We start from the raw sequence: 24,965 nt of genomic DNA, 5'->3' as shown, positions 1-24,965 counted from the left end.
GGCTATGGCAAACACAAGTCAGCGATCGGGTCTGACCCTCTTCGTGCTCACGCTCGCCGCGTTCATGGCAAGCCTCGACGTCTTCATCGTCAACGTCGCCTTCGACGCGATCGGGGCAGACTTCCGCGGAGCCGGCATCACCGACCTCTCATGGGTCCTGAACGCGTATGCGATCATCTTCGCGGCCTTGCTGGTGCCCGCCGGCCGCCTCGCCGACCGGTACGGCCGCAAGCGCGGCTTCCTCATCGGCCTCGTCCTGTTCACCGGCGCGAGCGCGGCGTGCGCGGCGGCCGGCAGCATCTGGACCCTGGTCGGCTTCCGGGCGCTCCAGGCCGTCGGCGCCGCGATCCTGACGCCCGCGAGCCTCGGCCTCGTGGTCGCCTCTGCACCACCGGAGCGTCGCGCCGCGTGGGTGCGCATCTGGGCCGCCGTCGGTGCACTGGCCGCCGCCCTCGGCCCGGCCGTCGGCGGGATGCTCGTGGAGGCCTCTTGGCAGTGGGTGTTCCTCGTCAACATCCCCGTCGGCGTCGCGGCCGTGGTCGCGGCGATCCTGTGGGTGCCGGACTCGCGCGACACCTCGATCACCCGCAACCCCGATCTGGTCGGCGCAATCCTGCTGGCCCTCTCGGTGGGCGCCCTCTCCCTCGCGATCGTGGAAGGACCGTCGTGGGGCTGGATCAGCGGTCGTACGAACGCGGCCTGGGCCACCACGGCCGTCGCCCTGCTCGGATTCCTGCTGTCCTCGAAGCGTCACCCCGCCCCCGTCATCGCGCCCGCCCTGATACGGGTGAAGGCTTTCGCCTGGTCGAACGTCACCGCGCTGCTGTTCACCGTCCCCTTTGCCGCGGCGCTGCTGACGAACATCCTCTGGATGCAGAAGGTCTGGCACTACTCGGCCATCAAGACCGGCCTCGCGGTCGCTCCCGGCCCGCTGATGGTCCCGCTGTTCGCCATCGTGTCCACCCGCCTGTCTCGCCGGCTCCCCGTCGGCGTCATCGTGTCCGTCGGATGCCTCTTGTGCGGCCTGGGCAGCGTTGCCGTAGCAGCCCAGGTCGGCGCGAGCCCGGACTACGCCGGCGCGCTTCTGCCCGGCTGGCTCATCGGTGGCGCCGGCGTCGGCCTCGCCCTGCCGAACATCCTGTCCGCCGCCACCGCGGACCTGCCGCCCTCCCAGGGGGCCACCGGCAGCGCCATCGTCAACATGAGCCGCCAGATCGGCACGGCCATCGGCGTCAGCCTCGTGGTCGCCGTCCTCGGCACTCCCACCACATACGACGCGGCACACACCGCCTTTCAGCACGCGTGGTGGCTGCTCGCTGCGGTCGCGGCGGCCGCAGCCCTCAGCGCCCCGCTCATGACGCCGCTGCCGGTCGCCGCCCCGGCACGCACTGCCGCCGAGGCGGCGTCGTGAGCCCGCGCACGTTCGTTGAGGCAACCGCGATCACACAGACGGGGTGCGGGGCGTTCACCGCCGATCTCGACCCACTGTGGACGGTCGTCGGCAAGCCGAACGGCGGCTACCTCCAGGCCGTCGCGGGCCGCGCGGCAGGCGTCGTGGCACCACATGGGCAACTTCTGAGCGCGACGAGCAGCTTCATCCGAACGCCCCGTCCCGACAAGGTGAACGTCTCCACCGAAGTGCTCCGCATCGGGCGCACGACCACGCATGTCCGCGCCCGGATCAGCCAAGAGGGCGAGCCGTGCGTGGAGACCCTCGTCATGCTCGGTACGCTCGCGGCCCAGCCGCCGTCCGGGACGTGGCTGTCCGGTGACCGCCCGCCGCCCAGACATCCGTACGCCGAATGTGCGCGCTTCCAGCCGCCCAAGGACATCTTCCCCGTCGATCTGCTCGATCAGATCGAGGTCCGCGTCGAACCCGAGTCGCTGGGATTCGCCGCCGGTGAACCCAGCGGACTCGGCGAGATCCGCGGCTGGCTCAACCTCCCGGTCACGCCGTCGTTCGACCCGCTCGCGCTGCTGCTCGCCGCCGACGTGCTCCCGCCCGCGACGTTCGACATCCAGCTCACCGGCTGGGTACCGACGCTCTCCCTGTCGACCTACGTCCGCGCGATCCCCGCGCCCGGCCCCGTGCACATCACGCTGCGGGCCAACGCCATAGCGCATGGCCGCGTGGACGAGACCTGCACCATCCGCGACAGCGCCGGAGAGCTCGTCGCCCAGTCCCACCAGCTCGCGGGCATCAGATTCGCGTAGTCCTCAACTGGACGGGGCAGGGGGCCGCTATCGCTGGTTCGCATGGCATGTGTCCTCGCCGAGCAGCGCGCGAGCCGGTTCCCTTACCCAGCGCGCCCAGGTGGGCCGGCCGAGAGGGGATCTGAGCACACCACTCGCCGGGCCGTCCAGGCGTGAGGGACACGCCCTGGGACGCCATCCGCTTGTCGATGACGGGGCTGGTGTCTCAGGGCAACACATCCAGGACCATGGAGTCCTGCACGCCGCCCCACCCGGCCGGCCGGATTGTGCACGGCTAAACGGTGGGCCGCCGTGCGTACACCTCGATCTCGATCTTCATCCGTGGGTCGGCCAGACCGCACACCAGCATCGTGGCGGTCGGCCGGACATCGCCGAAGCAGTGGCGCAGGACCGGCCAGCAGGGCTCGAAGTCCTCGCGGTCGGGCAACAGGTAGCGCACGCGCACCACATCGGCGAAGGTGCAGTCCGCTTCGGTCAGGGCGGCCTCGATGTTCCGCAGGCACTGCTCTGCCTGCTCCACCACATCGTCGGAGATCGTCATGGTGGCGTAGTTGAACCCGGTCGTCCCGGAGACATGCACCCAGTCGCCGTCGACCACGGCGCGGGCATAGCCGATCTGGTCCTCGAAGGTCGAGCCGCTGAGGATCGCGCGTCGCTGTGTCATGCGTTGAACGCTAAGTGGCCAGCACTGATACGTCTAATACGGCTACATGCATCGTCTGATATCTCTGGACGTATGGAGCGCCCCGAACTCCCCCTGCCCCAGCTGCACGCCTTCGTCGTACTCGCGGAAGAGCTGCACTTCGGCCACGCGGCCGCCCGCCTGGGCATCGCTCAGCCGCCGTTGAGTCAGCAGATACGCCGCCTGGAGGACAAGGTCGGCCATGCGCTGTTCACCCGCGCCCCGGGGCGCGTCACCCTGACTCCGGCAGGCAGCGAACTGCTGCCCGCCGCCCGGCGTGCCCTCACGGATCTCGCGGACGGCCTGGCCGCGGCCCGGGCCGTCGGCAGCGGCCAGGCCGGCTGTCTGCGGATCGGCTTCGCCGCCTCCCTCGCGCTGACCATCCTGCCCGGCCTGCTGCGCACCTTCCGTCACCGGTTCCCCGGCGTCCGCCTGGACATCCACGAGATGACCACCGCTCCCCAGATCGCCGCCCTGCATGACAGGACCATTGACATCGGGCTCCTGCGCGAACCCCCCGTCGACGAGAGGGAACTCGGCTTCAGGACAGTACTCACCGAGCCTTTCGTGGCCGTGCTGCCGCCCAGCCATCCGCTTGCCGCCCTACGGGCCGTACCGCTGGCAGAGTTGGCGGACTCGCCCTTCGTGCTGCTGCCTCGCACGGCAGGTCCCCTCCTGCACGATCGGATCATCGGCCTGTGCGCCGCGGCAGGGTTCGCGCCGCAGGTGGTTCAGCATGCGGTGGAGTGGCAAACGGTGTGTGCCCTGGTGGAAACCGGTCTGGGCGTCTCCCTGGCCCCGGCGAGCATCCGACGCATCCGCCTCAGAGGCGTCGCCTTCCGCAGGATCGAGCCCGGCACCGCCCGCACGCGAGTGGCCGTCGCCTGGCGCGAGAACGACTCCAATCCTCTGGTCGCACAGCTCTTGGCGACCATCAGCCCGGATCCGCCGACGGAAGCTACTTGTCGGGGGTCATGACGGCGCTGACGCGGCGTGGATCAGGGGCTTTTGAGGGTAGGTGCGAAGCACCAGGGACGTAGTGACCGGGCCGTAACGAGCAAGTGCGTCGACAACTTCTTCGAGTCGTCCCGCCTGCGGGCAGTAGACGTCGAAGATGAGGCAGTCTTCCCCGGTGACTCTGAGCGTGGAGGCAATCTCGGAGGTCCGGGAGGCGAACTCCAGGGCGCGTGAGAGCTGGGCGTGTGTGGTGCGTAGCCGGATGACCGCGTGAATGTTCAGACCGAGGGCTGCCGGCTCGACCACGGCTCGGTAGCCGGTGATGACGCCCTTCTTCTCAAGCCGTTGGATGCGCGCGCTGGCCGCGGGCTGGGAGAGTCCGACGAGGCGCCCTAGCTCCGCGCCGGTCAGCCGCCCGTCGGTCTGGAGCAGGGCGAGGATGTCTCGGTCTATCCGGTCGAGTGATTCCATCTTTGTCCGCACCATTTTCTTTGAGATCGCTTGCTTGAGCGCCGCTGCTCTGATGGATCCAACAGAATCTACGTCAGGGGGCCCCAGGATCTCAGGGGTCGACGAGTGAATCGGTGGTGGGCAGTGGTCGCGTACGTCATCATCCCGGGTATCGACGGCTCGGACGGACAGCACTGGCAGACCTTGTGGGAACGGCAGTGGGGCACCTCAGCGGTGAGGATCTCCCCTGCGTCGTGGTCCGAGCCTGATCTGAATGACTGGGTCGACGCTGTCCAGGAGGCGTACGACGACGCTGCCCAGCAGGACCGCCACGTGGTGCTGGTGGCCCACAGCCTGGGCTGCTGGGCCGCCTCCACCTGGCTGAGCAAGAACCCCTCGAGCTCGACAGCCGGCGCGTTCCTGGTCGCACCGCCCGACCCGCACGGGCCGGCGTTTCCACGCCATGCGGCCGCGACGTTCACCGAGGCGTCGGTACGACCGCTGCCGTGCCCGGCCCTGGTGGTGGGCAGCACCAATGACCCGTACTGCACCCCCGAGGCAGCCGCCGGGTTCGCGGCGATCTGGGGAGCACGATGGCATCTGGCGGGCGCGTGCGGACACATCAACTCCGCCAGCGGCCTGGGCACGTGGCAGCACGGCCGTGACCTCCTGAACTCGAGCGTGGGCACCACCGCACGGCCCTGAAAGCCGTATGGCAGGCCGACTGACGGACATCTCCCGCCACACCACCGTCGCCCCTCTGCCCCGGACGCCGGCGCGAGGGTGGGGGTGGGGGAGCCGGCGCCTGGAATGAGGTCACGGCGGGGTTGAGGCTGTCCAGGCCGGTGCTGGTGGCGCGGTCGCCGGAGCTCGAGGCGGCCGGGGCGTCGACGACGGTGCATGTGCGTGCGGGCCGACGAAGGGCTTGGCAACTGATGGCCGACGCCACGACGCGCGCCACCGAGACGACCATGCAGTTCCCGCGTCCGCGTGAACGTCTCGACAACACGGCCGCCACGAAGTACGCCGGAGCGGCCGACAACACCTTCGCGTTCGGCCTTCAGGCCTACTCGACGGCTTCGACACCCGCCTCACCACCGTCCGCGCCGGCCGGCGCGAGTGACCGGACAACGAGACCAGAGCCCCTTTTCGGGCATGACCTCCCTGCCATTGTGAGTGAGCCGGGTGACCCTGGCGATATACCGGCCGCCGAGCCGAGGAACTGCTCAAGCGCCCGTACGAAGTCACCGGAGGACAGACCATGAGGCAGGGCAGCGGCAGCACTTCGCTGGTCTTCGGGGACTTGCGGCACCAGAGCGGCGCGCTCGCCGCTTGCGCTCGCCCGTGGCCAGCCCGTTTGCCGTTCACCCGCGCCTCGCCTGCTCGTGTGTCCCGAGTCTGATGAGGCCGTCCTCGTCGACGGGCTTCGTGAATGCGAGGCGCAATGCTTCCCCGACGTCCGTCGCCGCACCACCACAGGCACCAGCGCCGTGCCCGTCGCCTGTCCTCACCGACGCAGTCCACGGTGTCGCCCACCGTGTCGATCAGTACGGTGACCGTCGCGGCGGCCCGCCGTGCCCGCCCCCGCGGCGGCAGTCCCCGCGCACCCCTCCACCGGTGAACCGCCATGCCCAAGGCCGCGAGTGCGGTCTGCAGGCCCCTATCTATCCACCGGCCGTCCGCGGTACGTGCCGATCGCCCCGTCCGCTGGTGCGGTCGAGGGGTTTCCGCCGGACACCTTGTACCGGTTGACCCCCGTCAACGCGGCGAGCACGGCGTCGTTGGCCTGCCGGCTGCCGACGGTGAGCCGTAGGCCCTCGCCGGGGTAGTGGCGCGCCTGGACACGGGCAGCGGTGAGTGCCGCGGCAGCCTCGTCGACCGGATCGGGGGCAGCGAGCCATACGGAGTTGGCGTGGCCCGGGCGTATGTGCCAGCCTCGCTGAACGAGTTGGTGGTGGAGCCGCTCGCGTTCGACGATGACGGTGTCCACGCGTCGGCGCAGCTCGCCGGCGGCGCGAAGCGAGGCCTTCACCGCCGCAGTTGCCACCGCGTTGATCCCGAAGGGCAGCTGTTGCCGGCGTATTCGTGCCACCAGGCCGGGAGCGCCGAGTCCATAGCCGACCCGCAGGGCGGCCAGGCCGTACGCCTTCGAAAAGGTGCGCAGGACAAGCAGGTTGGGGTGGTGGAGCAAGAGGATGGGTGTATCCGGCATGTCGGTGTCACGGGCGAACTCGATGTAAGCCTCGTCGAGGAGCACGGTGATGTGTCGGGGGACCTGGCGCAGGAACGCCGATAGCGCGTCGGCGGTGATCAGGCTGCCGGTAGGGTTGTGCGGATTGCACAGCACCACGACGCGGGTGCGATCGTCGAGCGCCGCGAGCAGGGCGCCCAGATCCTGGCATCCGTCCGGGGCCAGGGGCACGGGGACGGGCTGAGCGTCGACCATGGCCGCCAGCAGGGGATACGCGTCAAAGCTGCGCCAGGCGTAGACCAGTCTTTCGCCGGGTTCGACCACCGCCTGCAGCAACTGAAGGGCCACGCCCACCGAACCGTTGCCGATCACGACGCGGTCGGGGCTCACCTGGCACCATGCGGCGATCCGCTCCGTGAGGTCGTCGGGGTAGAACGGCGGATACCGGTGGGCCTGTGCCACAGCACGTTGCATCGCCCTGCGGACTGACGGCAGTGGGGGGTACGGGCTCTCGTTCAGCGCCAGTCGGTGCAGCACGGGGATGTCCATACGTCATCCCCGCCCGCCGTGCCAACGGACCGCGGCGGCACCGGCGAAGTCGCCCGCATGGGCGAATCCGCCGAGCACCACCAGGTCACCGTCCTCCACCTGCTGTGAGCGGACCGCGTGGTCCAAAGTGATCGGCATCGCCGCTCCGAACAGGTTCCCGTACTCGTCGAAGGTGTTCAGGTGCCGTTCGGTGGGCAGTTGCAGCGCCTCGCGCCAATTTCGAAGGAAGGTGCGGTTGGGCTGGTTGGTGATGAGGACGTCGATGTCGGCGGTCGCCACGCGGAGCCGCCGGCACAGGTCTGTGACCACTTCCGGGACGAGGCGGTTGCCGCGTGCCAGGACCTTGGCGACGCTGGAGTCGGTGAATCCGATGCGTAGTTGGGACTTTCCCGGCTCCCAGTACTTTCGGCCGTCGTCGACCGCCACGGTCATGTCCCCGGCGTACTCGCCGATATGCCGGGTCTCCACGTCGAGTACGGGGCTGTCGGCCGATGTCGTCACATACGCCACGCCGCATCCGTCGCCCGGGATCGCGGCCTGGGCGAGCCTGCGCACCTCCGACTGCGTGAACCACTGGCCCGCGGCGCTCTGCGCATTGCAGATCAAAGCGGTCTTGGCGTCGGTGGTCATGAGGATCTGCCGCGCCAGCTTCAACATGTACACGAAGGACGCGCAGCCCGCGTTGGCCACGTCGACCAGCCACTCCGGGTTCAGGCCCAGGCGGCGTGCCACCTCGGTGCCGGCGCCCACGAACGGCAGGTCCGGCAGCTGACTGTGCACCAGCAGCACGTCCACACCTCGGATCTCGGTCTTTCCGTGCCGATCGATCAGGGGCTGTACGGCGCGCTCGACCATGTCCGCGTTGGTCTCGTCCGCTGCCACGTGGTGCCGCAACGGCGGGACCTTGAACATGGGGTGGCTGCGCAACTTGTCCTCGGCTCCCGGGTACTCGGTGTAGAACGCCGCGGGGACCGGCTCGCCGGGCAAGTAGCTTGCGACGTCGGTGAGACTGACCGTGGTCACCGAGCCACCGCCTTCACCGGAGCCACGCACACCGGCAGGCCATTGCGGTGGCGGTGTTCCAGGATCGCCTTGAGGTTGTTCATCTCCACGGTGTGCCCCGCGTAGAACAGATCCCAGAAGTCGCCCACCCAGGGCCGGTCCGGGCGGGGAGCCATGTCGGGGTGCGGATTGTCGTCGTAATAGGGGTGGCGGCAGTTGGTCCAGGTGATCACCGACCCTGGCTTGCCGAGGACCAGGCGAGCCGGTACGACGCGCATCAGGTAGATCATCCACAGTCTGTCGCTCTGGTCCCAGGAGCAGTGGTAGTCCACGGTCATGGCCTCGGGGTTGGCGGCCACCTTGCAGTAGATCCTGGTGTCGTCCTCGAGCCGGTCGTAGCCGGCCCACAGCCCCGGTGTGCCGGTGGGCGCGAAGTCCCGCAGGGTGCAGGTCCACTCCTCCAGGTGGTGGCCCTGGCGCAGGTAGTCGTAGGCCTGCTCCGGGGGGCAGTCGACGTACTCGTGGATGGTGCAGTACTGCCCGTAGACCTGATGGTGGGGGTAGACGGCATGGGTGAGCTCCATGCAGTGGGCGGTCAGTTCCTCCTTGCCGGTGTTCTCGATCCGCATCAGACCGGGGATGTCAGCCAACGTGGACGACGCCTCGCTCATGGGAGTTCTCCTTGCTGTCGGTGCCTTCTACGGCTTCGGTGGCTTCGGTGGCTCGGGCGGCTTCGGTGAAGGACTGGAAGGGGAGGAACGGAGGGATCTCACCTGGCTCGCAGTCCAGCGCGACGAACGCCGGGCCGCAGCCCGCGTTGCTGCGCAGCAGAGCCCTGCGCAGGTGCGCGGCGTCTTGTGCCCCTGTGACCTCCAGCGACGGGAAGGCAGCAGCCATCCCGGCGCCGAGGTCGGTCCGGGAGAAGAGGTCGTCGCTGCGGATGCCGCCCTGGAGGAACTCCTCCCGCACCGCGCACATGGCGTGGGCGTTGTTGTTGAAGATGACGAAGGTCACGGGTGCGGCGTGCTCCACGGCCGTGTGCACTTCCATCCCGTGCATGAAGAAGGCCCCGTCCCCGGCGAGTACATAGGTGCGTCGGCCGGTGGCGAGCGCGGCGCCGATTGCGGCTCCGAAGGTGTATCCCATGCCTCCCATGCCGACCGCCACCACGAAGCGGCCGTGGCGCGGTGCCGGGAGGAGATGGACCGCGCTGGCCCCTGCGTTGCCGGCGTCCACGAAGACGTGCGCGTCGTCGGGGAGTGCCGCCTCCACCGCGGCGACAGCCTCGGTGTAGCGGATGGTGCGGCCTCGGGCCTCAGGGGCCGGGCTCGGCATGACGGTGGGAAGGGGGCCGGAGTGCTGAGGGCAGGCGCGTCGTCGCGGCGGGAGCAGGTCGGTCACCGCACGCAGCGTGTCCGGCAGATGCCCGAGCAGCGTGGTGCCCGGAACGAACGGCGGTTCGGGACCAAGGCAGACGACTTCTGTGGCAGCCAGGGCCCGGTCGAGGCCCCCGCGTGCCAGCAGCGGCAGCCGGGTGCCGACCAGCAGGCACACATCCGCCCGCCGCAGACAGTCTTCGACGTTGGCATGACCCATCACCCCGGCCACGCCTGCGAACCGTGGATCACCGTTGTCGAAGACGTCCTTGGCGTCGGGGGTGACCGCCACCCACGCCCCGAGGCGTCGGGCCAGTTCGGCAAGTTCCGCGCGTGCGTCCGTGGCGGCGACGTCTTCACCGGCGATGACGAGGACGCGGCCGGCCGCGCGAAGAGTGTCCGCCACGGCGCTGACGGCCACGGTGTCGAGCCGTGCCGCCGGTGCCGCCGCCGTCGGTGCCGACGGCAGCACACCCGGTATCTGGGCCACGCTGCGCCCGGGCAACTGCACCTGTGCCTGCTGCACGTCCTTGGGCAGCAACAGCACCGCCGGACCACGCGGATCGGCCTGTGCCGCCGCTATGGCCCGAGGCAGCAACTCCTTCAGCGACTCCGCGCCATCGACCCGCGCACAGAACCGGGACACAGGTGCGAAGACGTCCCTGGCGTCGAAGGATCCCGCCCTGCCGCTGGTGTCCTGGAACGCCCCGTGGCCTTCCTGCCCGGTGGGAGGCTGGCCCACCAGGGCCAGCACGGGCACCCGGGAGGCGTACGCCTCGGCCAGGCCCGGCAGGAGATTCATGGCACCACCGCCCGAGGTGGCGGCGACGACGCCGAGGCGCCTGGTCGTACGGGCGTATCCGTCGGCCATGGTGACGGCGGAGAACTCGTGTTTGGCGACGACGCCGCGGATCGAGCCGACGCGGTGAACGGCGTCGTACACGTCCTCGATGTTCGCGCCGCCGACCCCGAACACGTGGGTGACGCCGGCCCTGGCGAGTTCGCCGGCCAGGTGGTCGACCAGACGTACCGTTCCTGCCTCGGGTAAGTCCGCGTTCTTTGGGGTCATACGGAGCTCCTGTCCGTCTCGGGGTGCGGGTCGATGGAGCCGGATGGCGAGATGAGTTGAAAGCGGTGCCGGTATTCCGTCGGGGTGAGTCCCAGCGTTCTGCCGAAGGAGCGGAAGAAGGTCTCGGGGGCGGCGAATCCGCAGCGGCGCGCTATCTGGCTGATGGTCAGATCGGTGGTTTCCAGCAGCTCGCGGGCGCGGGCGATACGGGTCCGCTCGATGTACTGGCCGGGGGTCGTGCCCGCCTCGCGCCTGAAGACCCGGGCGAAGTTGCGCAGGCTCATGTTGGCTCGCCGGGCGATCTCGGCGACGGGTAAGGGGTTGTGCAGGTTGTCCAGAATCCACTCCTGCGCGGCACGGATCGGCGGATGGTCGGCCAATTGGGCGTCGAGGACTGCGCTGAACTGCGACTGACCACCGTGCCGTTTGAGGAACAGCACGAGAAACCGCGCCGTCTGCAGGGCGCGAGCCGAGCCGTGGTCGGCCTCCACCAGAGCCAGCGCCATGTCGATCCCCGTCGACACGCCGGCGGAGGTCACAAAGGGGCCGTCCCAGATGAAGATCGGCTCGGCGTCGACCGTCACGTCCGGATAGCGGCACGCCAAGGCATCGCTGTATGCCCAGTGCGTGGTCGCGCGTCTGCCGTCGAGGAGGCCCGCCTCGGCGAGCAGAAAGGATCCGCCGCATACGGAGGCGACTCTGCGGGACCGGGCCGCTGCCTGGCGGATCCAGGAGACCAGCGCCCGGTCCTGAAGCGCCCCGTTGAGGCTCCATCCGCCCGGCACGAGGAGCGTGTCGATCGGACCCTCACCCGCCTCCAGCGGCGCGGCTTCCACCTTCATCCCGGAACTCATGCGCACCAGTGGTGCTTCGGGGGAGACGAGCTCGATCCGGTAGGGGGCGCCCGCCGGAGCAAGGAACCGGTTGGCGGTATCGAACACTTCAATTGGTCCGGTGATGTCCAGCGCCATTGCGCCCGCGTACACCACCACAACAACACGTCGCTCAAACACGATCACAGCCTGTATCGACTGCCGCACTGGCTGCAATGACAGATCATTGACGTATCCGGCCAACGAGCGGTCGTCGAGTGCGTAAGAGCAGTGCTGGCCATGCAGTTCGTGCCGTGAGCGGCCAGGGGTGGGTGAGACAGCTCACAGGGCGCGGACCGCGCCACCACTCGGCTGTGACGGATCTACGGCGTGCTGGGCGAGTGCGCGGGCTGCAGACGCGGGGCCGACGGCAGCGGCATGGGCGTTCCCCCTCTGGGGCCAGCGCTGAACGCCTCGATCACCGTCCTGGGCGCCCTGCTGGGCCGGTACGGCTGCCCGATCGTCCTGGTCGGGACACTCGTCGGCCACCTGCTTGGCGCGCTCTACGGGATCGGCATGATGCTCGTGGGCCGGGCCGACCGAAGGAGCAGGATCCCGTTCGACCTGTTACTGCGCGCCCGGACCCTCGCCGGCGTGGGCTTCTGCGGCTCCTGACAGACGGGCTGCAGCAGTGAGACGGCCGCTGGATCGGGTCGACTGCGCGATCTTCTTGATCTCCCGCCGCTCGGGCACGGACACGGGCCCGAGCGCCTCACCGTGCCACCCGGCACGTTCCCATCCGAGCGGCATCGACGCTGTCGACGCATTCAGATGAGGACCTTTGCGTTGCTGCAATCGTTGAGCGCGCAGGCACCCGTGATCACGAAGGCGGGTGCTCAGGTCCTTCCGGTCGATTTCACCATCGCCAGCAGCGCGCGGGCGTCCCGCACGGTGGGGTGCCCTTCGCCGAGGTGCCTGGCCGCCTGCCCGATCGCCCTTTCGGCGTTTGCCATCCCGCCGGGCTGGTCGAAGCCGAGCATCGCGTGTGAGACGCGCAGTCGTAGCGTCAGGGGGTGGGTCGCGCCGAGGAGCGCACGCGCCTCTTCCATGAACTCGCCGCATTCGTGACGCGTCTGCGCCTGCTCTTTGTCCTCGGCCTCTTGCTCCCACGCATGGATCCGCGCTTCGAGTTCTGCGGCGGCCGTGTGGGCAGGTGTCGTGTCGCGGGAGGGCACGGCACGCCGGTCAGCGTCGTCTTCCGGGCCGTCGGCGACGGTCGCGGTGAGGGCGCCGGTCGACGGCGGGCGCGTCGGGGCCACATCGCCCTCTACAGCGGCCCTGGTGTCGGCGAGTGTCTCGTAGAAGCGGGTGGCGGGCATCGTGGCATACGCGGCGACGAGGTCCTGGGCTTCCTGCGAGAGAGGGAGCGGGCCGAGATCGCCGTCTGCCAATCCGGGTTGCAGGGCTTCGGCGACCTCGTGAGGCGTCGGCCGCCGGGTCGGATCGAGCTGCAGACACGAGCGCACCACATCGTGCAGTGAGGAGGGCAGTCCGCGCAGGTCTGGTGCGCCGGCCCGGATGTTGGCGACCACGGTCGCCGTGTCCCCACCCCAGGGACTGCGCCCCAGCGTCAGTCGGGCCACCAAGGTGCCCAGGGAGAACACGTCGCTGGCCGCGGTGAACACCGGCTGCTCGCGCAGTTGCTCGGGCGACGCGTACGCGTAGGTTCCGGCGAAGCCGCGGCGCGGCTCGGTCAGCCGCTCGATCTGTGCGATGCCGAAGTCGATGACGCGCGGTCCGTCCGCGGTGAGCAGGACGTTGCCCGGTTTCAGATCCAGGTGGACTATGCCTTGCGCATGGATGGCGCTCAGAGCGGCGGCGATGCCGGCTCCCAGGCCGCGTACGGTCGGCTCGTCGAGTTTGCCGCACTGTTCGAGGAGCTGCTGGAGCGAGGGGGCGGCCACGTACGGCACCGCCATCCATGGCGTGTCGCCATCGGGGTCGGCGGCGATCACCGGCACGGTGAACCGTCCGCTGACCCGTTGGGCCGCCTGCACCTCGTGGGCGAAGCCCAGCCTGATCGGGGGGACGTTCGCGTACTGGGCGTGCAGGGTCTTCACCGCGACCATCACACCGTCGGGGTCCTGGCAGAGATAGACGTCGCCGAAGCCGCCTCGCCCCACTCGCTCCAGTACCTCGTAGCTGCCGAACGCGGACGGTCCATCCGCGTCCGTGGCGGGCCGCACCCGACCCACCTCCCGCCACTGCCCCAACGCCTCGGCTCCCGGATGAAACGCCACGCCACCGGCTGCGGGCTGTGCGGCTGCCTGCTGAGGGGCGGTCGACTCCTCCGCTGCGACGACCACCGGGGCGTACACCGGTTCAGAACCGGTGAAGCTGTAGGCCTCGACCTGGACGTTCGAGGAGTCCATGCACGACACGTACACGCCCAGCAGCCCCAGACGTCGGCACAGCTGGGCGTCTGCGGCCGTAGGCCGACGGTCCTGGCGGGCGAAGTACACAGCCGTCGCTTCCCACCGTTGCTCTGCCAGGTGACGTATGACCGCCGACCACTGCTCCGCAGGGATATCGGCCGGCGCACCGTCATCCGTGTCGTCGAGGACGGCGACGACACAGGTGGTGGACGTGGCTTCCGGCCGGCGGGCCAGGACGCCGCACGCGGTCTGGGGGGCGGCCTGCACCTTCTGCCCCAACACCGCGCCGGTTTGCTGCCCGATGCGGAAGGTGACGCGTGTGGCGTTGCGGGCGAGTTCGTCGCGCTGGCCGCGAAGGATGTCGTACTCGCGGGTTCCCGGCCCGCGTCCTTGCAGCTCCATGCAGGTGAGGACCGCGTCGAAGCGTTCGGCGGCCTCCGCGTGGTCCCCCGCGTTCACCGCGGCCTTGGCCTGCGCGACGAGCGCGGCGAGGGTCTGTGAACTGGCGTGTCCATAAAGGCGTTCGGACTGGGCCGCTATCTGCCCGTACAGGCGCCCGGCCCGGCGGAAGTCACCGCGGCCCTCGACTTCCGCCGCCGCGGCGATGAGGTTCTGCAGGCCGTCGTGGCCCCCCTCATTGCCGAACGGGAGATCTCCGGCGAGTTCCGCATACCGCTGGCGGGCGATCCCGGTCAGCTCGTGCGTCGGCCCCAGTTCCTGCTGCGCACTGCGCAGCATCTCGGCGAATGTACGCAGCGCGGCCGCGGTGTCCCCGGCCTGCTGCTGCCAGTACCCGACCTCGCACATCATGGACAACGCCGTCTCGAGGCGGTCCTGTTGTACGGCCACTCGTCGCATGATCTCGTAACGGTTCACGGCCTCCTGGAAGCGGCCGGCCCTGCCGTACCAGTGCGCCAATTGGTGCCGGGCGAGTTCGGAGTCCGGGTGGTGCGGTCCCTGGAGCCTTTCACGGTCCGAAAGCAGCCGGGCGAACAGTTCCAGCGCATGCTCAGGACGCCCCGACTCTCCTGTCCAGTGCGCCAATTGATGGCGTATCGCCAGTGTCTCGATGGCCTCGGGCCCGTATTGCCGTACGGCTTCTGCAACGGCGGCCTCGTAGCGGCTCACGGCCTCGGCGGCGTTCCCTCGCCCACCTGCCTGCTCAGCCGCCGCGGCGTCGGCCGACGGTGATGGACGATCCTCGGTGTCCGAAGTCTCCTTCGCTTTGCGCCTGCCCCACTTCACCACAGACCCCACCCCCAGGTCGGAGCGCACACACGCCACGCGCACGGTCGTCCGTGCCGCTCCAAAGTACCCGTAATCCGGTGAGACTTGATCGCTCGCACGAGCCATTTCCAGGGGAGCGTGCATGTCTCGCTCATATGGGGGGCAACGGTTGATGCGGATCATCATTGACGTTGTGTCTGTTGGTGCGTGCTTGCCACCTTCATCGCAGACGTGCAGCTGCAGCCTCTCCATCAAGGGCTTGACGATCGATCCCGCCACCGGTGGAGCCGGCGCTGCCTGGCCGACAGTGGCGTGTGGTGTCCTGTCCGGGGAGGTTGCGGACGCCCCGGATTGCGTTCAGCTTCGGGTTCACCCGTCCGGGCACGGTGCAGTGGCGACATGTACCGTCGCTTGGGTGGAGCTTCCTGAGGACCCTGATCTACGGGTTGCTCATCGCACCGTCGTGGAATGAGCCGGTGACGGTGAACACTGCCTGCCTCCTTATCGCGTGATCGTCAGGCCGAGGAGGAACGGCCAAAGGGCTCCGCCGTCTGCGGCACGAGTTGTCGCGGGGCGCTGAAGAACCTGCATGTTGTCCGTGCCGACCGTGACCAGGCGCGGTGCGAGTCCGCGCAGCTGCGTGAGGAACTGATCACTGTGCAGTGGGAACTTGCCGCGAGTGAGCGGGACAAGGGCCAGCATCACGATGCGCTGTCACTGATCCTGCGTATGGTCAACCGGTGGTCGCAGGTGACGACCGGAGACGGCGGCTCCTCGGCCTCCGATCCGGCGCACGCTCCGCATCCCACGACGTCGCCGACCCGTCCGGTAGGCAGAGCGGGGCAGTTTCCGGGGTGGAAACATGGCCTCCCACAGCCTCCGGCCGGGGCGTGGGCTCGGCTGTGATCGGCTGAAGGGATGATCTGCGCCCGACATGCCGTCATCGGGGAGTGGAGCCGGAAGGGTGAGTGGGGCCTGGCCCGTACGATTCTGCCGAATTTGGCGTATACCTCACGGCTTTTCGGTTTGGACTGCTTCCTCGAATCGGCGGTGTGCATGAAATCGATGTTCCGTAGTCGGCTGCGGCCCTGGGGCGCAGCCTGCGTGACGATCGTGACCCTGGCGGGCGTGGCCGTCACCGCTCCTGCGGCGCTGGCGGCCGCGCCGGCACGCACACTCGAGACGGGGCACGTCAGCGACCTCCCGCCCGCCGTCGAGGCGATCATGCACAAGCCCGGCTACGAGAATGCGCAATGGGGCGTCTACGAGGTCGACCCCTCGGACGGGCACGTGATCCACTCACAGTTCGCGCGGCAGTCCTTCGTCCCCGGCTCGGACACCAAACTCGTCACCCTCTCGGCCGCTTGGCACAGCCTGGGCCCCGGCCACCGATTCACCACGCCCGTGTATGCGGCGGGCACGCGCCACGGCTCGACGTTGAAGGGAAACCTGGCACTGGTCGCCCAGGGCGACCTGACGATGGGCGGGCGGACCAAGCCCGACGGCTCGGTGGACTACACCGACCTCGACCACACGTCCGCCAACGACCTGCCCGGCGCCACGCTCACCCCGGAGAACCCGCTCGCCGGAGTGAACCAGATCGCCCGGCAGGTGCGCGACGCAGGCATCACCCGCGTTCAGGGTGACGTCGTCGTCGATCCCAGGCTCTTCACGCCCCCGGAGCTGGACCCGCAGCCCACCCCGCTGATCATCAACGACAACCTCATCGACCTGCTCACCACCCCCACCACCGCCGGGCACGCGGCCAAGCTGTTCTGGCGTCCGCAGGTCAAGCCGTACAGCGTCGACTTCAAGGTGAAGACCGTGGCCGCCGGCGGTACGACGAACATCGAGGTCAAGGCCTCCCCGGACGGCACCAAGATCACCGTGTCCGGTCAGATCGCGGCCGGGACGCAGCCCGTCCTGAGGACCTCACCCATCCAGGATCCCAACGCCTTCGGCCGCACCGCGCTGATCGAGGCGCTCGGCCGGGCAGGCGTCACCGTCAGCGCCCGGCAGACAGGTCCCAACCCCGAGCGAAAACTGCCCGCGTCCTACGACCATGATTCGCGGGTGGCCGCCTATGTCTCCCCGCCCTACCGGCAGTACGCCAAGCTGATCCTGAAGGTCAGTCACAACCTCGGCGCCAACCTGGCCTTGTGCAACATGGCCGGTCTGCGGGGCAGCAAGGACTGCTTCGCCGGCGGATTCGGGGTCGAGCACGACTTCCTGACCCGGGTCGCGCACGTCGACCCGACGCAGTTCCAACTCGATGACGGACGCGGCGGCGACGCGACAGAGAAGGCCACCCCAGTCGGCCTCGCCCAGGTTCTCGCCTACTGGCTGCGCACTCCCGATGCGACCGCCTTCCGGCTGTCGCTGCCCATCCTGGGGGTCGATGGCTCGAATGCGAACTCCTGCACTCACTGCCCGGCCAGAGGCAAGGTCTTCGCCAAACCGGGAACCGTCATCGGCCTGGACCGGCTCAACGGCCGACTCGCCGTGGCGGACCAGAGCCAGGCCGGCTACTTGCTGACCAACGACGGCCATGTGGTCATCTTCGTTGAACTGGTCAACTCCGCCACCGCCCCCGACATCCAGGGCGTCATGCGCATCTTCGACGACACCAACCAGATCTCCGCACTGCTGCAGGAGGAGGCCTCGGCACACCTGTGACGGCGCACGGCAACCGCTACCAGCGCCAACGGTACGGAAAACGCCCGGGATCGCGTCTCTTCACCGGCCCCGGGCGTGCGATCACCCCGCCGGCCCCACACGTGTGCCGCCCCTTCGGCTGTGCGGATGGACTGATGCGATCTTGGGAACGAACCAGTCGCCGCAATGGAGGGCTTGGTGCCGCTGGCACCCGTTCGCACGCAGGGTGGCGCTGCCACCGTCGGCGAGGAGATCGTGAGGTGCCGGGCGCGATCATCTTCATGGCCACGTCAGGGTGCACACGTGGGTCAAACTCCATCGCCTGGTCCTGGATCAGTTCGGCTCCCGCGGCGAGCTGGACTGGTCCCGTTGCGCGAGCGGCTCGGTCAGCGTCCGCGCTCTCAGAGGGGGCAGCCAACGGGACCAAGACCGGCCCACCGCGGCAAGGACGTGTCGGAATCCCATCTGATCGTCGACCGCGGCGGGTTGCCCTGTCGAGAGGCCTCTCCGCCGCGAACCGCCGACGGCCGTGCGGGGGACCGGCAAGCCGCAAGGCGACAAGGGCTACGACTATCGGCACCTGCGACGATGGCTGGCTAACCGTGGCATCCGGTACCCCCGCCGTGACGCGGACCGCACGTATGCGGTCCGCGCTGGCACGGCAGCATGGTCATCTGCGAGGCTACGGCCTCTTTTACGTTCCCTGGCCAACTCCTTGAGGTACGCCTGTGCGTCCACCTGGTTCGTGTGCCTGTTGGAGGCGACGTAGCGGCGGGCCGTTCGGATGCGATAACCGCGGATCTCGTCGAGCATCGCCTCCCGTCCGGGCAGTGCGCACCTGTCCTGCAGCAGGTCGGCACCCAGTGTGACTGGACCTCTGCCACCGGCATGATGGCTCCGAGGGGCTGGATCAGACCGATGAAATACAAGCCTGGCTGATCGAGGGAGACGACCCGTCGATAGAGCGCCGCGTCGTTGTCGGTGAGATTGATCAGCTCATCGTCGGGAAAGGGGAACGCGCTGTCGTACCCCGTGCAGTAGATGATGGCGTCGATCTCCTCAGACGTTCCGTCCTCGAAGGACACATGACTCGCGTCGGCGTGTGTGGGCGCGGTTTTCACCGTGATGTCACCGTGGCCCAGCCGGGACAACAGGTCGTCCGAAGTCGTCGGATGGGCGGCCAGGACGCGATGGGCCGGGGTCGGCAGGCCGTAGTCGGTCAGTCGGTCACGGCTCAGTCGTAGCAGGAGTTGCAGTTCCCGGTCTTTGCCCCGCCAGATCACCGGCGGCCACAGCGACGCTTTCGCCCTCACCGTCTCCCTCGACTCCATGATCGACGCGGCGTTCTGCGACGGCGACATCGTCACCGTCCAGCGCACCGACAGCGCGGATCACGGCCACATCGTCGCCGCGCCCCTGGGTGACGAGGCCTCCGTGAAGGTGCTGCGCCCGCAGGACGGACAGGTGTGGCTGATGCCCCGCAACTCGGCCTACGAGCCGAGCCGCGGCGACGACGCGCGCATCCTCGGCAAGGTTGCCGGAGTCCTGCGCGTGCTGTGAAACTCCCGCAGGGGGGCGCGTCCCAGGTCGCCGGGAACTCCTTGCGCACAAAGCACCTGCCCGACCGTGAGCTGTCATGATGAGCGCCATGCAGCTGACTACGGTGGAGGCCACGCTCATCGGCACCGCCGTGGGCGCACTTGCTTCGTTCTCCAGCACGCTGCTCATCCAGAGGGCGACCCTGGCGCGTGACCGTGAGAACCGGATTTGGGAGCGGCGTGCGACGGTCTACGAGGACGCGCTCACGTCGGTCCACCGCGGGGAGCGGTTCAGGGCGGGAGTTCTGGAGACGGGTGAGCTGCCCGAGGTGCCCGCGCAGCGGGGCCGCGAGGTGGAGGCCGATCTGGTGCTGGCGCGGCTGAAGATCTACGGGTCTCGCCGGGTGGTGAACGCGCACGCGAGCACTGTCGCCGCGATGACGGAATGGATCACGAGCGTCGCGGTATGGAAAGAGCAGGCGGCACAGGGCAGAACCCCCCTCCGGGATCCGGCCGGGGACCCTCTGTGGGCGGCAGTGCTGCGGGAAGCGGCACGCGCCCAAAAATCCGATCTTGAATTTGTGGCTATCGTCCAGGTGGAGATCCAGACGAAGCCGGAGGCGGACGGGGCCGCACATCCGCTCCTGTCCCGCCTCACCTGGTGGCGGCACCGGCCGTGACAGCGTCGGCAGGAGTTGCGGCGGAGCATCTCGATTCGCACCAACCGCCGCGCTATCCTTGTCGATTCAGGATCGTGAGCATACCTCGTGGGCATACTGATCCTGTCGTCGATCGGGGGATCACGGGTGACGTCGGCTGAATACACGGTGGAGCTGTCCCACAAGGAGAAAGTCCTCGGTGGGGGATTCCGTATGACACGGCATTTCGTGCTCACCGCCGACCACCATCTCGGCAGCGAGATCCGCGAGGACACGACGGTGGATTTGCAGCTGCCGCAGGGCCGCAGAATCTCCGGCACCGTGGAACAGCGTTGTCCGGACGCGGACTTGGCGCTCATTCGGCTCTACAGCGAGGACTTACCGGGTCCCGAGATCTATTTCGACCAGGCCAGAAGAGGCGAACCCTGGCGCACGGCGCGCCCGACTCCGTACAGCGTGATGCTGCACGGAACCGTGCTCACGGCCTCCACCTTCCACCACTCGGATTCCGGCCGGTCGGCCGTCGAGATACTCGTGCTCGACTGTGCCGGCGCCGACGCCGAGGAACAGCAGGCGAACCGCACGGCCTACACGGGGCGCGCGGGAATGCCGATCGAGCGAGCCGGGGCTGCCCGTTTCCCCGTCGTGCTCGGTGTCGCCGTGCGACTCAACCACACGGTCGCCCCCGCCCAAGGTCCGGACGAGCAGCCTCGGTTGGTCGCGGCAACGGTCAGGGAAGCGCTGCGGCGACTGCGCTGTCTGTGCCTCACCGAGGTCGTCGAGTCGATGTGGCCCGCGATCACGGGTACGGACGGCAGCCCACAGTCACCCACCGTGGAGCCCCCGCCGCCCATGGATCTCTTCGGGGTCGACGAGGTGCAGCGGGCGAACGTCCCGCCGTACCGCGACAGGTACGCCAGTGAAATGCGCGCACGCCTGCGCGAGTTCGGCTTTGTCACCCCCGTCACCATCCCCAGCGCTCTTACGCGCGCGAATGACGAGACGGAGGGCCGGTGATGAATGCCGACCTCGATTCGGCCGTCGCCCTTGCCGAAGATCTTCTCCTCGGTGTGGCACAAGGGGCCAAGAGGGCGGACGAGTCGACGTTCGAGGATTACGCGACCAACCTCGAGTCCGCCGATCTGCCGCCCCGATCAGCGGAGCGGCTGGTCCACTTGGCGAAGGTGCTGCTGGCGCTCCGGTTCGAAGCGTCATCCCTGCGCGTCGTATGGCTGGGCCTGCGGCTGTTGCAACTGGCGGAGGCCGGTCCGCACGCCTGCGGGGCCGGGGTCTGGAGCGACGCGGCCGTGCTCCTCGCCGAGCACGAGCAACTGGACCAGGCCCGGTCGGCGCTGGTCACGGGCCTGAGTAAGGCGCGGGAAGGCGCACACTCCCTGCGGCCCCGCATCCTCGCCAATCTCGCCGCCGTCAACCTGCGTTCGGGCAACGCACGGGACGCCGGCAGGTGGGCCGATTCGGCGGAGGAAGCACTCGACGCCATGGGCGGTTCCTGGCCTGCGGATCGGGACGGGAAGGAGGAGGAAGCCGCGGTCCGGCTGATGATCAACTGGGTGCGGGCGGCCGTTACGGCGACTCCGGCCGGCGTGCAGGACCTAGGAGCCACGACTTCCTTCGCGCAGGCCGCCCGCACGTTCTCCGAGATCGCCGGTGACCACCACTCCCTCTCCCTCAATGCCGCCTTCGACCTGGCGTTGCGAGCCATCAAGAACGCAGCCGCCACCGGGCAGCCCGAGCAGGCGGCGCGGGGCAGAGAGGCCCTGGAGATCATCGGCCTGCATGTGTCCGCCACCTACGGCACCGAGGACCCGCGCGCCCTGGCCGTCCGCGCCGTCCTCGCCAACGCCGAACTCGAAGCCACCAGCGCCAGCTCCGACCCCAGTGGCAGCAGCGCGCTCGCCGCCCTCGAGCGCATCGCGGGCACCACGTCCGCGGTCCTCGGTGTCGACCATCCCCAGAGCCTCGCGACTCTCGACAGCCGGGCCCGCCTACTGCCCGACCTGCCCTCCTCCCTCGAACTGCCGTACCGGATCGACCATTTCTATCTGCCGCAGGACGGAGAGGAGCGCAACGCCGCTAAGAAGGAGGCCTTGCGCCGGGAGGGGTCGCTGGTCAGGCTCATTGCTCACGGAGGGGCGTCGTATCTGCTTGAAGACGCCAACCGCTTCCGGCCGATCCTCCTCGAAAGGCTGGCCCGGCACGTTCATTTCGAGATCATCATCAGCAATCCGTGGAACAGCCTTGGTGTCTTCATAAACAAGGATCTTCACCCCGATGGGGAGGTCACGGCCGAGAACATCATCGACATCATCAGGAACAGCAGGTACTACGTCGATACGTTCGTCGCGGTGACCGAGGCCTACGAGGAACTGCGCAGAACGTACGGCGAGGCAATCGAACTGCGCCTGACTCCGATGGACATCCCCGCGACCACGCTGCTGACCTCGGAAGGCGGCTTCTACGAGCCCTATGTGACGACCGACCCCGAATACCGCACCAGCCATGGCATGAAGACGTTCGAAGTCCGCTTCAACCGGGCCACCCGCCTGTACGAGGACAGCCTGGCGGGATTCGCGACCCAGTGGGAACTCGCCAGCAGTCTCGACCACTTCCGCCGCAACGAAAAGCAGTACCAGTCACGGCTGCGCTTACTGATGACGACCCTGACCAACGCCAACAAGAAGTCGGGTTCCCGCTGACCGGCAGGGTGTCGTCAGGAAGCGGACAGATGCAGTGATCCCGCCCGCACACTGTCCAGCACCTTGATCGAACCGATGAACAGCGCGTCGGGCAGCGCGTCGAGCGGCCAGAACTGCCACCGCTCGCAGCGGTGCGGCTCGCAGACCGTGATGCGTCCTTCGTGTCCGAGCACGTCGACACCGATCTGCATGTGGTGATTGGCCTCGGGCTGAGGGTCGGTGACACACGCGACCCGCAGCGCGATGGGGCGGATGCCGACTTCCTCCATGAGCTCCCGAGCGGTCGCCTCAAAGATCGACTCTCCGATCTCCAGGTGCCCGCCCGGCAGTCCCCACGTGCCCTGGCCGAAGGTGTTCTTGCGCAGCCCGAGCAGAACGCCATCGGCCGACCGGACAATGGCCTGCACGCCGACACGAACGACCGAGTCCATGATTCTCCTCCGTGTCACAGATCCGGATAAGTGCCCGAAAAATTCCCCGCGTTCCTTGTGAGATCGACCGCGCCATGCAGATCAGCGGCGATCTTTTCCTGGTCCTCGAAAAGGTCGCCGATACGCCGCTCCCGGCCCTCGTCGATGACGACCACCTGGCAGTCGGGATCGATGAAGAGATAGCTGCCGCTACGGGTGGAATTGCGGTACACCTGAAGTTGGACACCGCGGTCGGCGGCCGTCTTCGCGCACCGTTCCACCACGTCCTCGAACACGTCGTCGCTGACGGCCAGCCAGTCGCGGTTGTCCGCACCGTAGTTCGTCTCAGACATCTGGTAGATCTTCCAGACGTGCGGCAGCCAGGCGTCCTCCTGGACCAGGTCCAGGACGCTGTGCGCCCCGGTCGCGTTCAGCCGCGTGACGACCGTCCCGAGCTTCACCCGCACGTGTCCATGGCGTGTGCGTACCTCCTTCAGGAGACCGAGTACGCGGTCGCGGTGCGGTGCTACTCCCGTACGCATACGCTGATGCTGCTCCAAGTCGGCGGATTCGACGGGCAGTGCGATCCAGGAGAGATGGGGCAGGATCCGCTTCATCGTCACCACCGGAGCCAGCCCGTTGGTGGACAGCACGACCCTCGGGCCCGGTGCGCCCGACGGCAGAGGCTCGCTCAACTCCGCGACCAGATCGGTCAGATAGGGCAGCAGCGTCGGTTCCCCACCCGAGATGACCACGCCTCTCACTTCTGCCCGGCGCAGAAGTTCGACAACCCGGAAGGCGTCCTTCTCGTCCATCGACGGAACCTCGTGCCGAGGTCCGAAACAGAACGGGCAGCTCAGATTGCATCTGCCGAGCAAACGAAGATCGACATAGGCCGGCAGCCGCAGGGCAGGGTCGGGCATTGCTCTCCTGATGTTCGTGCGCAGGATGAGCGTAGTGTGCAAACCGCGTCTCGAGATGCGTTCTGAGAACGAGTCGGGGCCGATTTACCCAAGGACCCCGGTTGGTGAGCGGCCTCTGCCGAACGGGAAAAACGCTTGGACGCTTGCCTCCGCAACCCGGCGCGACCGCATCCTCGGATCATGCTCCAGCACCCCCGCATAGAGATACGCGGGGCGGTGCGCCTTCAGAAGCAGGGAGGGCAGGACGAGCACGGCGAAGGCCACCGCGTGAGCGCGGCAGAAGCCGAACGCGCGCCGTGCGCCTGCCCCGCAACCCGGCGCGCTTCAGGCACCAACTACGCGATCAGGTATCCACCACAACCTCAGCACTCCTCGCTGTCGTAGCTGCAGTCATCAGCGGCCTCGCCACGGGCAACTGACGCCCTTCCCCCTCACAGACCCCGGCCCCGGTCGCGATGGAAATGACTCTCCTTCGGCCGGGGCGGCCCATCCCTCCGCTTGGAGCCTGCATGCATGCCCTGATCTCCAGTCCCTTCCTGGAGCAGTACGTCCTCATGCGGCCGGGTAGCCGCGGCGGCGCCCTCCTGCCGGAGGCCGCCTACGACGAGCTGCGCGTCCTCGACCCGGGTCAGCCGGCCCCGGCCTGGCTCGCCGAGGCCGTCACCGCCCCGTGGCCCGACCTGGACGTCACCGGCCAGCCCCTCGCGGACTTCCTCCTCGTTCGCCAGCCGTCGAAGCGGGGCTACGGCAAGGCGAGCTGGGAGACCCACCTCGGCTGCAACTACGCCTGCAAGCAGTGCGCTTTGAACTTCTGGGTCCTGGCCAGCGGGTACTGCTCAGTGGCGTACCGGACGACGATGACGCGACAGGCGAGGATCACCGCCATCTACTCATGTCAGTACGGCAACTTAGCTGACGAACGCCAGGAGCGACCCTTGGAATAGATCATCTAGATCTGTACGCTGCCTGGCTGCCACGCGCTGGCCGGGACCGTTCCATAGCGTCCGATTTCACCGCACCGACCCGAGGCCGGGCACATTGACGAGTCGACGCAGCAAGCCGGTGCACCGGGTACATGGACGCGACTCGCTCGGTGCCC

Annotated in this window: 22 protein-coding genes and 1 pseudogene; 12 read left to right on the top strand and 11 right to left on the bottom strand. The window is 68.4% G+C overall.

Features of this window, described 5'->3' with window-relative positions:
* The first annotated feature begins 4 nt into the window (after positions 1 to 4).
* Positions 5 to 1,411: a DHA2 family efflux MFS transporter permease subunit gene (locus tag FBY22_RS20235; protein ID WP_142147954.1), complete on the top strand. Its 1,407-nt coding sequence runs from the start codon at positions 5 to 7 to the stop codon at positions 1,409 to 1,411.
* Positions 1,408 to 2,214: a thioesterase family protein gene (locus FBY22_RS20230; protein ID WP_142147952.1), complete on the top strand. Its 807-nt coding sequence runs from the start codon at positions 1,408 to 1,410 to the stop codon at positions 2,212 to 2,214. Before FBY22_RS20235 ends, FBY22_RS20230 begins: the two co-directional genes overlap by 4 nt.
* A 274-nt stretch (positions 2,215 to 2,488) precedes the next feature.
* Here FBY22_RS20230 and FBY22_RS20225 read toward each other — a convergent pair whose 3' ends face one another.
* Positions 2,489 to 2,878: a RidA family protein gene (locus FBY22_RS20225; RefSeq protein WP_142147950.1), complete on the bottom strand. Its 390-nt coding sequence runs from the start codon at positions 2,876 to 2,878 to the stop codon at positions 2,489 to 2,491.
* 72 nt (positions 2,879 to 2,950) lie between these two features.
* Here FBY22_RS20225 and FBY22_RS20220 point away from each other — a divergent pair, with 72 nt between their 5' ends.
* Positions 2,951 to 3,874, top strand: coding sequence for a LysR family transcriptional regulator (locus FBY22_RS20220; RefSeq protein WP_142147948.1), 924 nt, complete (start codon positions 2,951 to 2,953; stop codon positions 3,872 to 3,874).
* Here FBY22_RS20220 and FBY22_RS20215 read toward each other — a convergent pair.
* Positions 3,869 to 4,324: an Lrp/AsnC family transcriptional regulator gene (locus FBY22_RS20215; protein ID WP_142147946.1), complete on the bottom strand. Its 456-nt coding sequence runs from the start codon at positions 4,322 to 4,324 to the stop codon at positions 3,869 to 3,871. The two genes, FBY22_RS20220 and FBY22_RS20215, sit on opposite strands and share 6 nt — an antisense overlap.
* 105 nt (positions 4,325 to 4,429) lie before the next feature.
* Between FBY22_RS20215 and FBY22_RS20210 the strand changes: the two genes are divergently transcribed.
* Positions 4,430 to 5,008 (top strand): alpha/beta hydrolase, encoded by a 579-nt coding sequence (locus FBY22_RS20210; protein WP_260845019.1) that lies wholly within the window; start codon positions 4,430 to 4,432, stop codon positions 5,006 to 5,008.
* A gap of 955 nt (positions 5,009 to 5,963) precedes the next feature.
* Here FBY22_RS20210 and FBY22_RS20200 read toward each other — a convergent pair.
* Genes FBY22_RS20200 through FBY22_RS20180 form a run of 5 tightly spaced genes read right to left on the bottom strand, consistent with a single transcriptional unit; the run spans position 5,964 to position 11,566 of the window.
* Positions 5,964 to 7,043 (bottom strand): histidinol-phosphate transaminase, encoded by a 1,080-nt coding sequence (locus tag FBY22_RS20200; protein WP_142147944.1) that lies wholly within the window; start codon positions 7,041 to 7,043, stop codon positions 5,964 to 5,966.
* A gap of 3 nt (positions 7,044 to 7,046) precedes the next feature.
* Positions 7,047 to 8,066 (bottom strand): 3-oxoacyl-ACP synthase III family protein, encoded by a 1,020-nt coding sequence (locus FBY22_RS20195; RefSeq protein ID WP_142147942.1) that lies wholly within the window; start codon positions 8,064 to 8,066, stop codon positions 7,047 to 7,049.
* The gene (locus tag FBY22_RS20190) at positions 8,063 to 8,716 is read right to left on the bottom strand and encodes an SRPBCC family protein (protein WP_142147940.1); all 654 of its coding nucleotides are present in this window, start codon (positions 8,714 to 8,716) and stop codon (positions 8,063 to 8,065) included. Before FBY22_RS20190 ends, FBY22_RS20195 begins: the two co-directional genes overlap by 4 nt.
* Complete coding sequence (locus FBY22_RS20185) at positions 8,688 to 10,490, bottom strand: thiamine pyrophosphate-binding protein (protein WP_142147938.1); 1,803 nt, start codon at positions 10,488 to 10,490, stop codon at positions 8,688 to 8,690. The genes FBY22_RS20190 and FBY22_RS20185 overlap by 29 nt, the downstream gene beginning before the upstream one ends.
* Positions 10,487 to 11,566, bottom strand: a complete 1,080-nt coding sequence (locus FBY22_RS20180) for a GlxA family transcriptional regulator (RefSeq protein WP_222127810.1) — start codon at positions 11,564 to 11,566, stop codon at positions 10,487 to 10,489. Before FBY22_RS20180 ends, FBY22_RS20185 begins: the two co-directional genes overlap by 4 nt.
* A 174-nt stretch (positions 11,567 to 11,740) precedes the next feature.
* On the opposite strand from FBY22_RS20180, the gene FBY22_RS20175 reads away from it, so the two are divergent.
* The gene (locus FBY22_RS20175) at positions 11,741 to 11,977 is read left to right on the top strand and encodes a type IV peptidase (protein WP_142147936.1); all 237 of its coding nucleotides are present in this window, start codon (positions 11,741 to 11,743) and stop codon (positions 11,975 to 11,977) included.
* A gap of 221 nt (positions 11,978 to 12,198) precedes the next feature.
* Here the strand turns inward: FBY22_RS20175 and FBY22_RS20170 are convergent, their stop codons facing one another.
* Positions 12,199 to 15,243, bottom strand: coding sequence for a serine/threonine-protein kinase (locus FBY22_RS20170; protein WP_142147934.1), 3,045 nt, complete (start codon positions 15,241 to 15,243; stop codon positions 12,199 to 12,201).
* Between the two features lie 825 nt (positions 15,244 to 16,068).
* Here FBY22_RS20170 and dacB point away from each other — a divergent pair.
* Entirely contained in the window at positions 16,069 to 17,640 is a 1,572-nt protein-coding gene (gene dacB / locus FBY22_RS20165; RefSeq protein WP_260845018.1) for a D-alanyl-D-alanine carboxypeptidase/D-alanyl-D-alanine-endopeptidase, read from the top strand.
* Between the two features lie 165 nt (positions 17,641 to 17,805).
* Positions 17,806 to 18,253, top strand: a pseudogene (locus FBY22_RS44230) (IS5/IS1182 family transposase); the annotation flags it as partial.
* Here FBY22_RS44230 and FBY22_RS45990 read toward each other — a convergent pair.
* Positions 18,216 to 18,950 carry a hypothetical protein gene (locus tag FBY22_RS45990; protein ID WP_399211523.1) on the bottom strand — a complete coding sequence of 245 codons (735 nt, stop codon included), beginning with the start codon at positions 18,948 to 18,950 and terminating at the stop codon, positions 18,216 to 18,218. The pseudogene FBY22_RS44230 and the gene FBY22_RS45990 overlap by 38 nt on opposite strands.
* Between FBY22_RS45990 and FBY22_RS20150 the strand changes: the two genes are divergently transcribed.
* From FBY22_RS20150 to FBY22_RS20135, 4 genes are all read left to right on the top strand, one after another.
* On the top strand, positions 18,886 to 19,179 hold the full coding sequence (locus FBY22_RS20150) for a LexA family transcriptional regulator (protein WP_222127809.1): 294 nt from the start codon (positions 18,886 to 18,888) through the stop codon (positions 19,177 to 19,179). The genes FBY22_RS45990 and FBY22_RS20150 overlap by 65 nt on opposite strands.
* A gap of 88 nt (positions 19,180 to 19,267) precedes the next feature.
* Positions 19,268 to 19,837, top strand: coding sequence for a hypothetical protein (locus tag FBY22_RS20145; protein ID WP_142147926.1), 570 nt, complete (start codon positions 19,268 to 19,270; stop codon positions 19,835 to 19,837).
* Between the two features lie 207 nt (positions 19,838 to 20,044).
* Positions 20,045 to 20,833 (top strand): hypothetical protein, encoded by a 789-nt coding sequence (locus FBY22_RS20140; protein WP_142147924.1) that lies wholly within the window; start codon positions 20,045 to 20,047, stop codon positions 20,831 to 20,833.
* Positions 20,833 to 22,533: a hypothetical protein gene (locus FBY22_RS20135; protein ID WP_142147922.1), complete on the top strand. Its 1,701-nt coding sequence runs from the start codon at positions 20,833 to 20,835 to the stop codon at positions 22,531 to 22,533. Before FBY22_RS20140 ends, FBY22_RS20135 begins: the two co-directional genes overlap by 1 nt.
* A 14-nt stretch (positions 22,534 to 22,547) precedes the next feature.
* Here FBY22_RS20135 and FBY22_RS20130 read toward each other — a convergent pair whose 3' ends face one another.
* Together FBY22_RS20130 and FBY22_RS20125 are read right to left on the bottom strand one after the other, a co-directional pair.
* The gene (locus FBY22_RS20130) at positions 22,548 to 22,964 is read right to left on the bottom strand and encodes an NUDIX hydrolase (protein ID WP_142147920.1); all 417 of its coding nucleotides are present in this window, start codon (positions 22,962 to 22,964) and stop codon (positions 22,548 to 22,550) included.
* 14 nt (positions 22,965 to 22,978) lie between these two features.
* On the bottom strand, positions 22,979 to 23,866 hold the full coding sequence (locus FBY22_RS20125; protein WP_142147918.1) for a radical SAM protein: 888 nt from the start codon (positions 23,864 to 23,866) through the stop codon (positions 22,979 to 22,981).
* Between the two features lie 509 nt (positions 23,867 to 24,375).
* On the opposite strand from FBY22_RS20125, the gene FBY22_RS20120 reads away from it, so the two are divergent.
* Positions 24,376 to 24,810, top strand: a complete 435-nt coding sequence (locus FBY22_RS20120; RefSeq protein WP_186363024.1) for a hypothetical protein — start codon at positions 24,376 to 24,378, stop codon at positions 24,808 to 24,810.
* Positions 24,811 to 24,965 lie beyond the last annotated feature (155 nt).

Origin of the sequence: Streptomyces sp. SLBN-31 (genome assembly GCF_006715395.1) — a bacterium.
Taxonomy (GTDB): Bacteria; Actinomycetota; Actinomycetes; order Streptomycetales; family Streptomycetaceae; genus Streptomyces.
The sequence above is the reverse complement of the archived record's forward strand: the minus strand, read 5'-3'. Positions and strand labels throughout refer to the sequence as shown.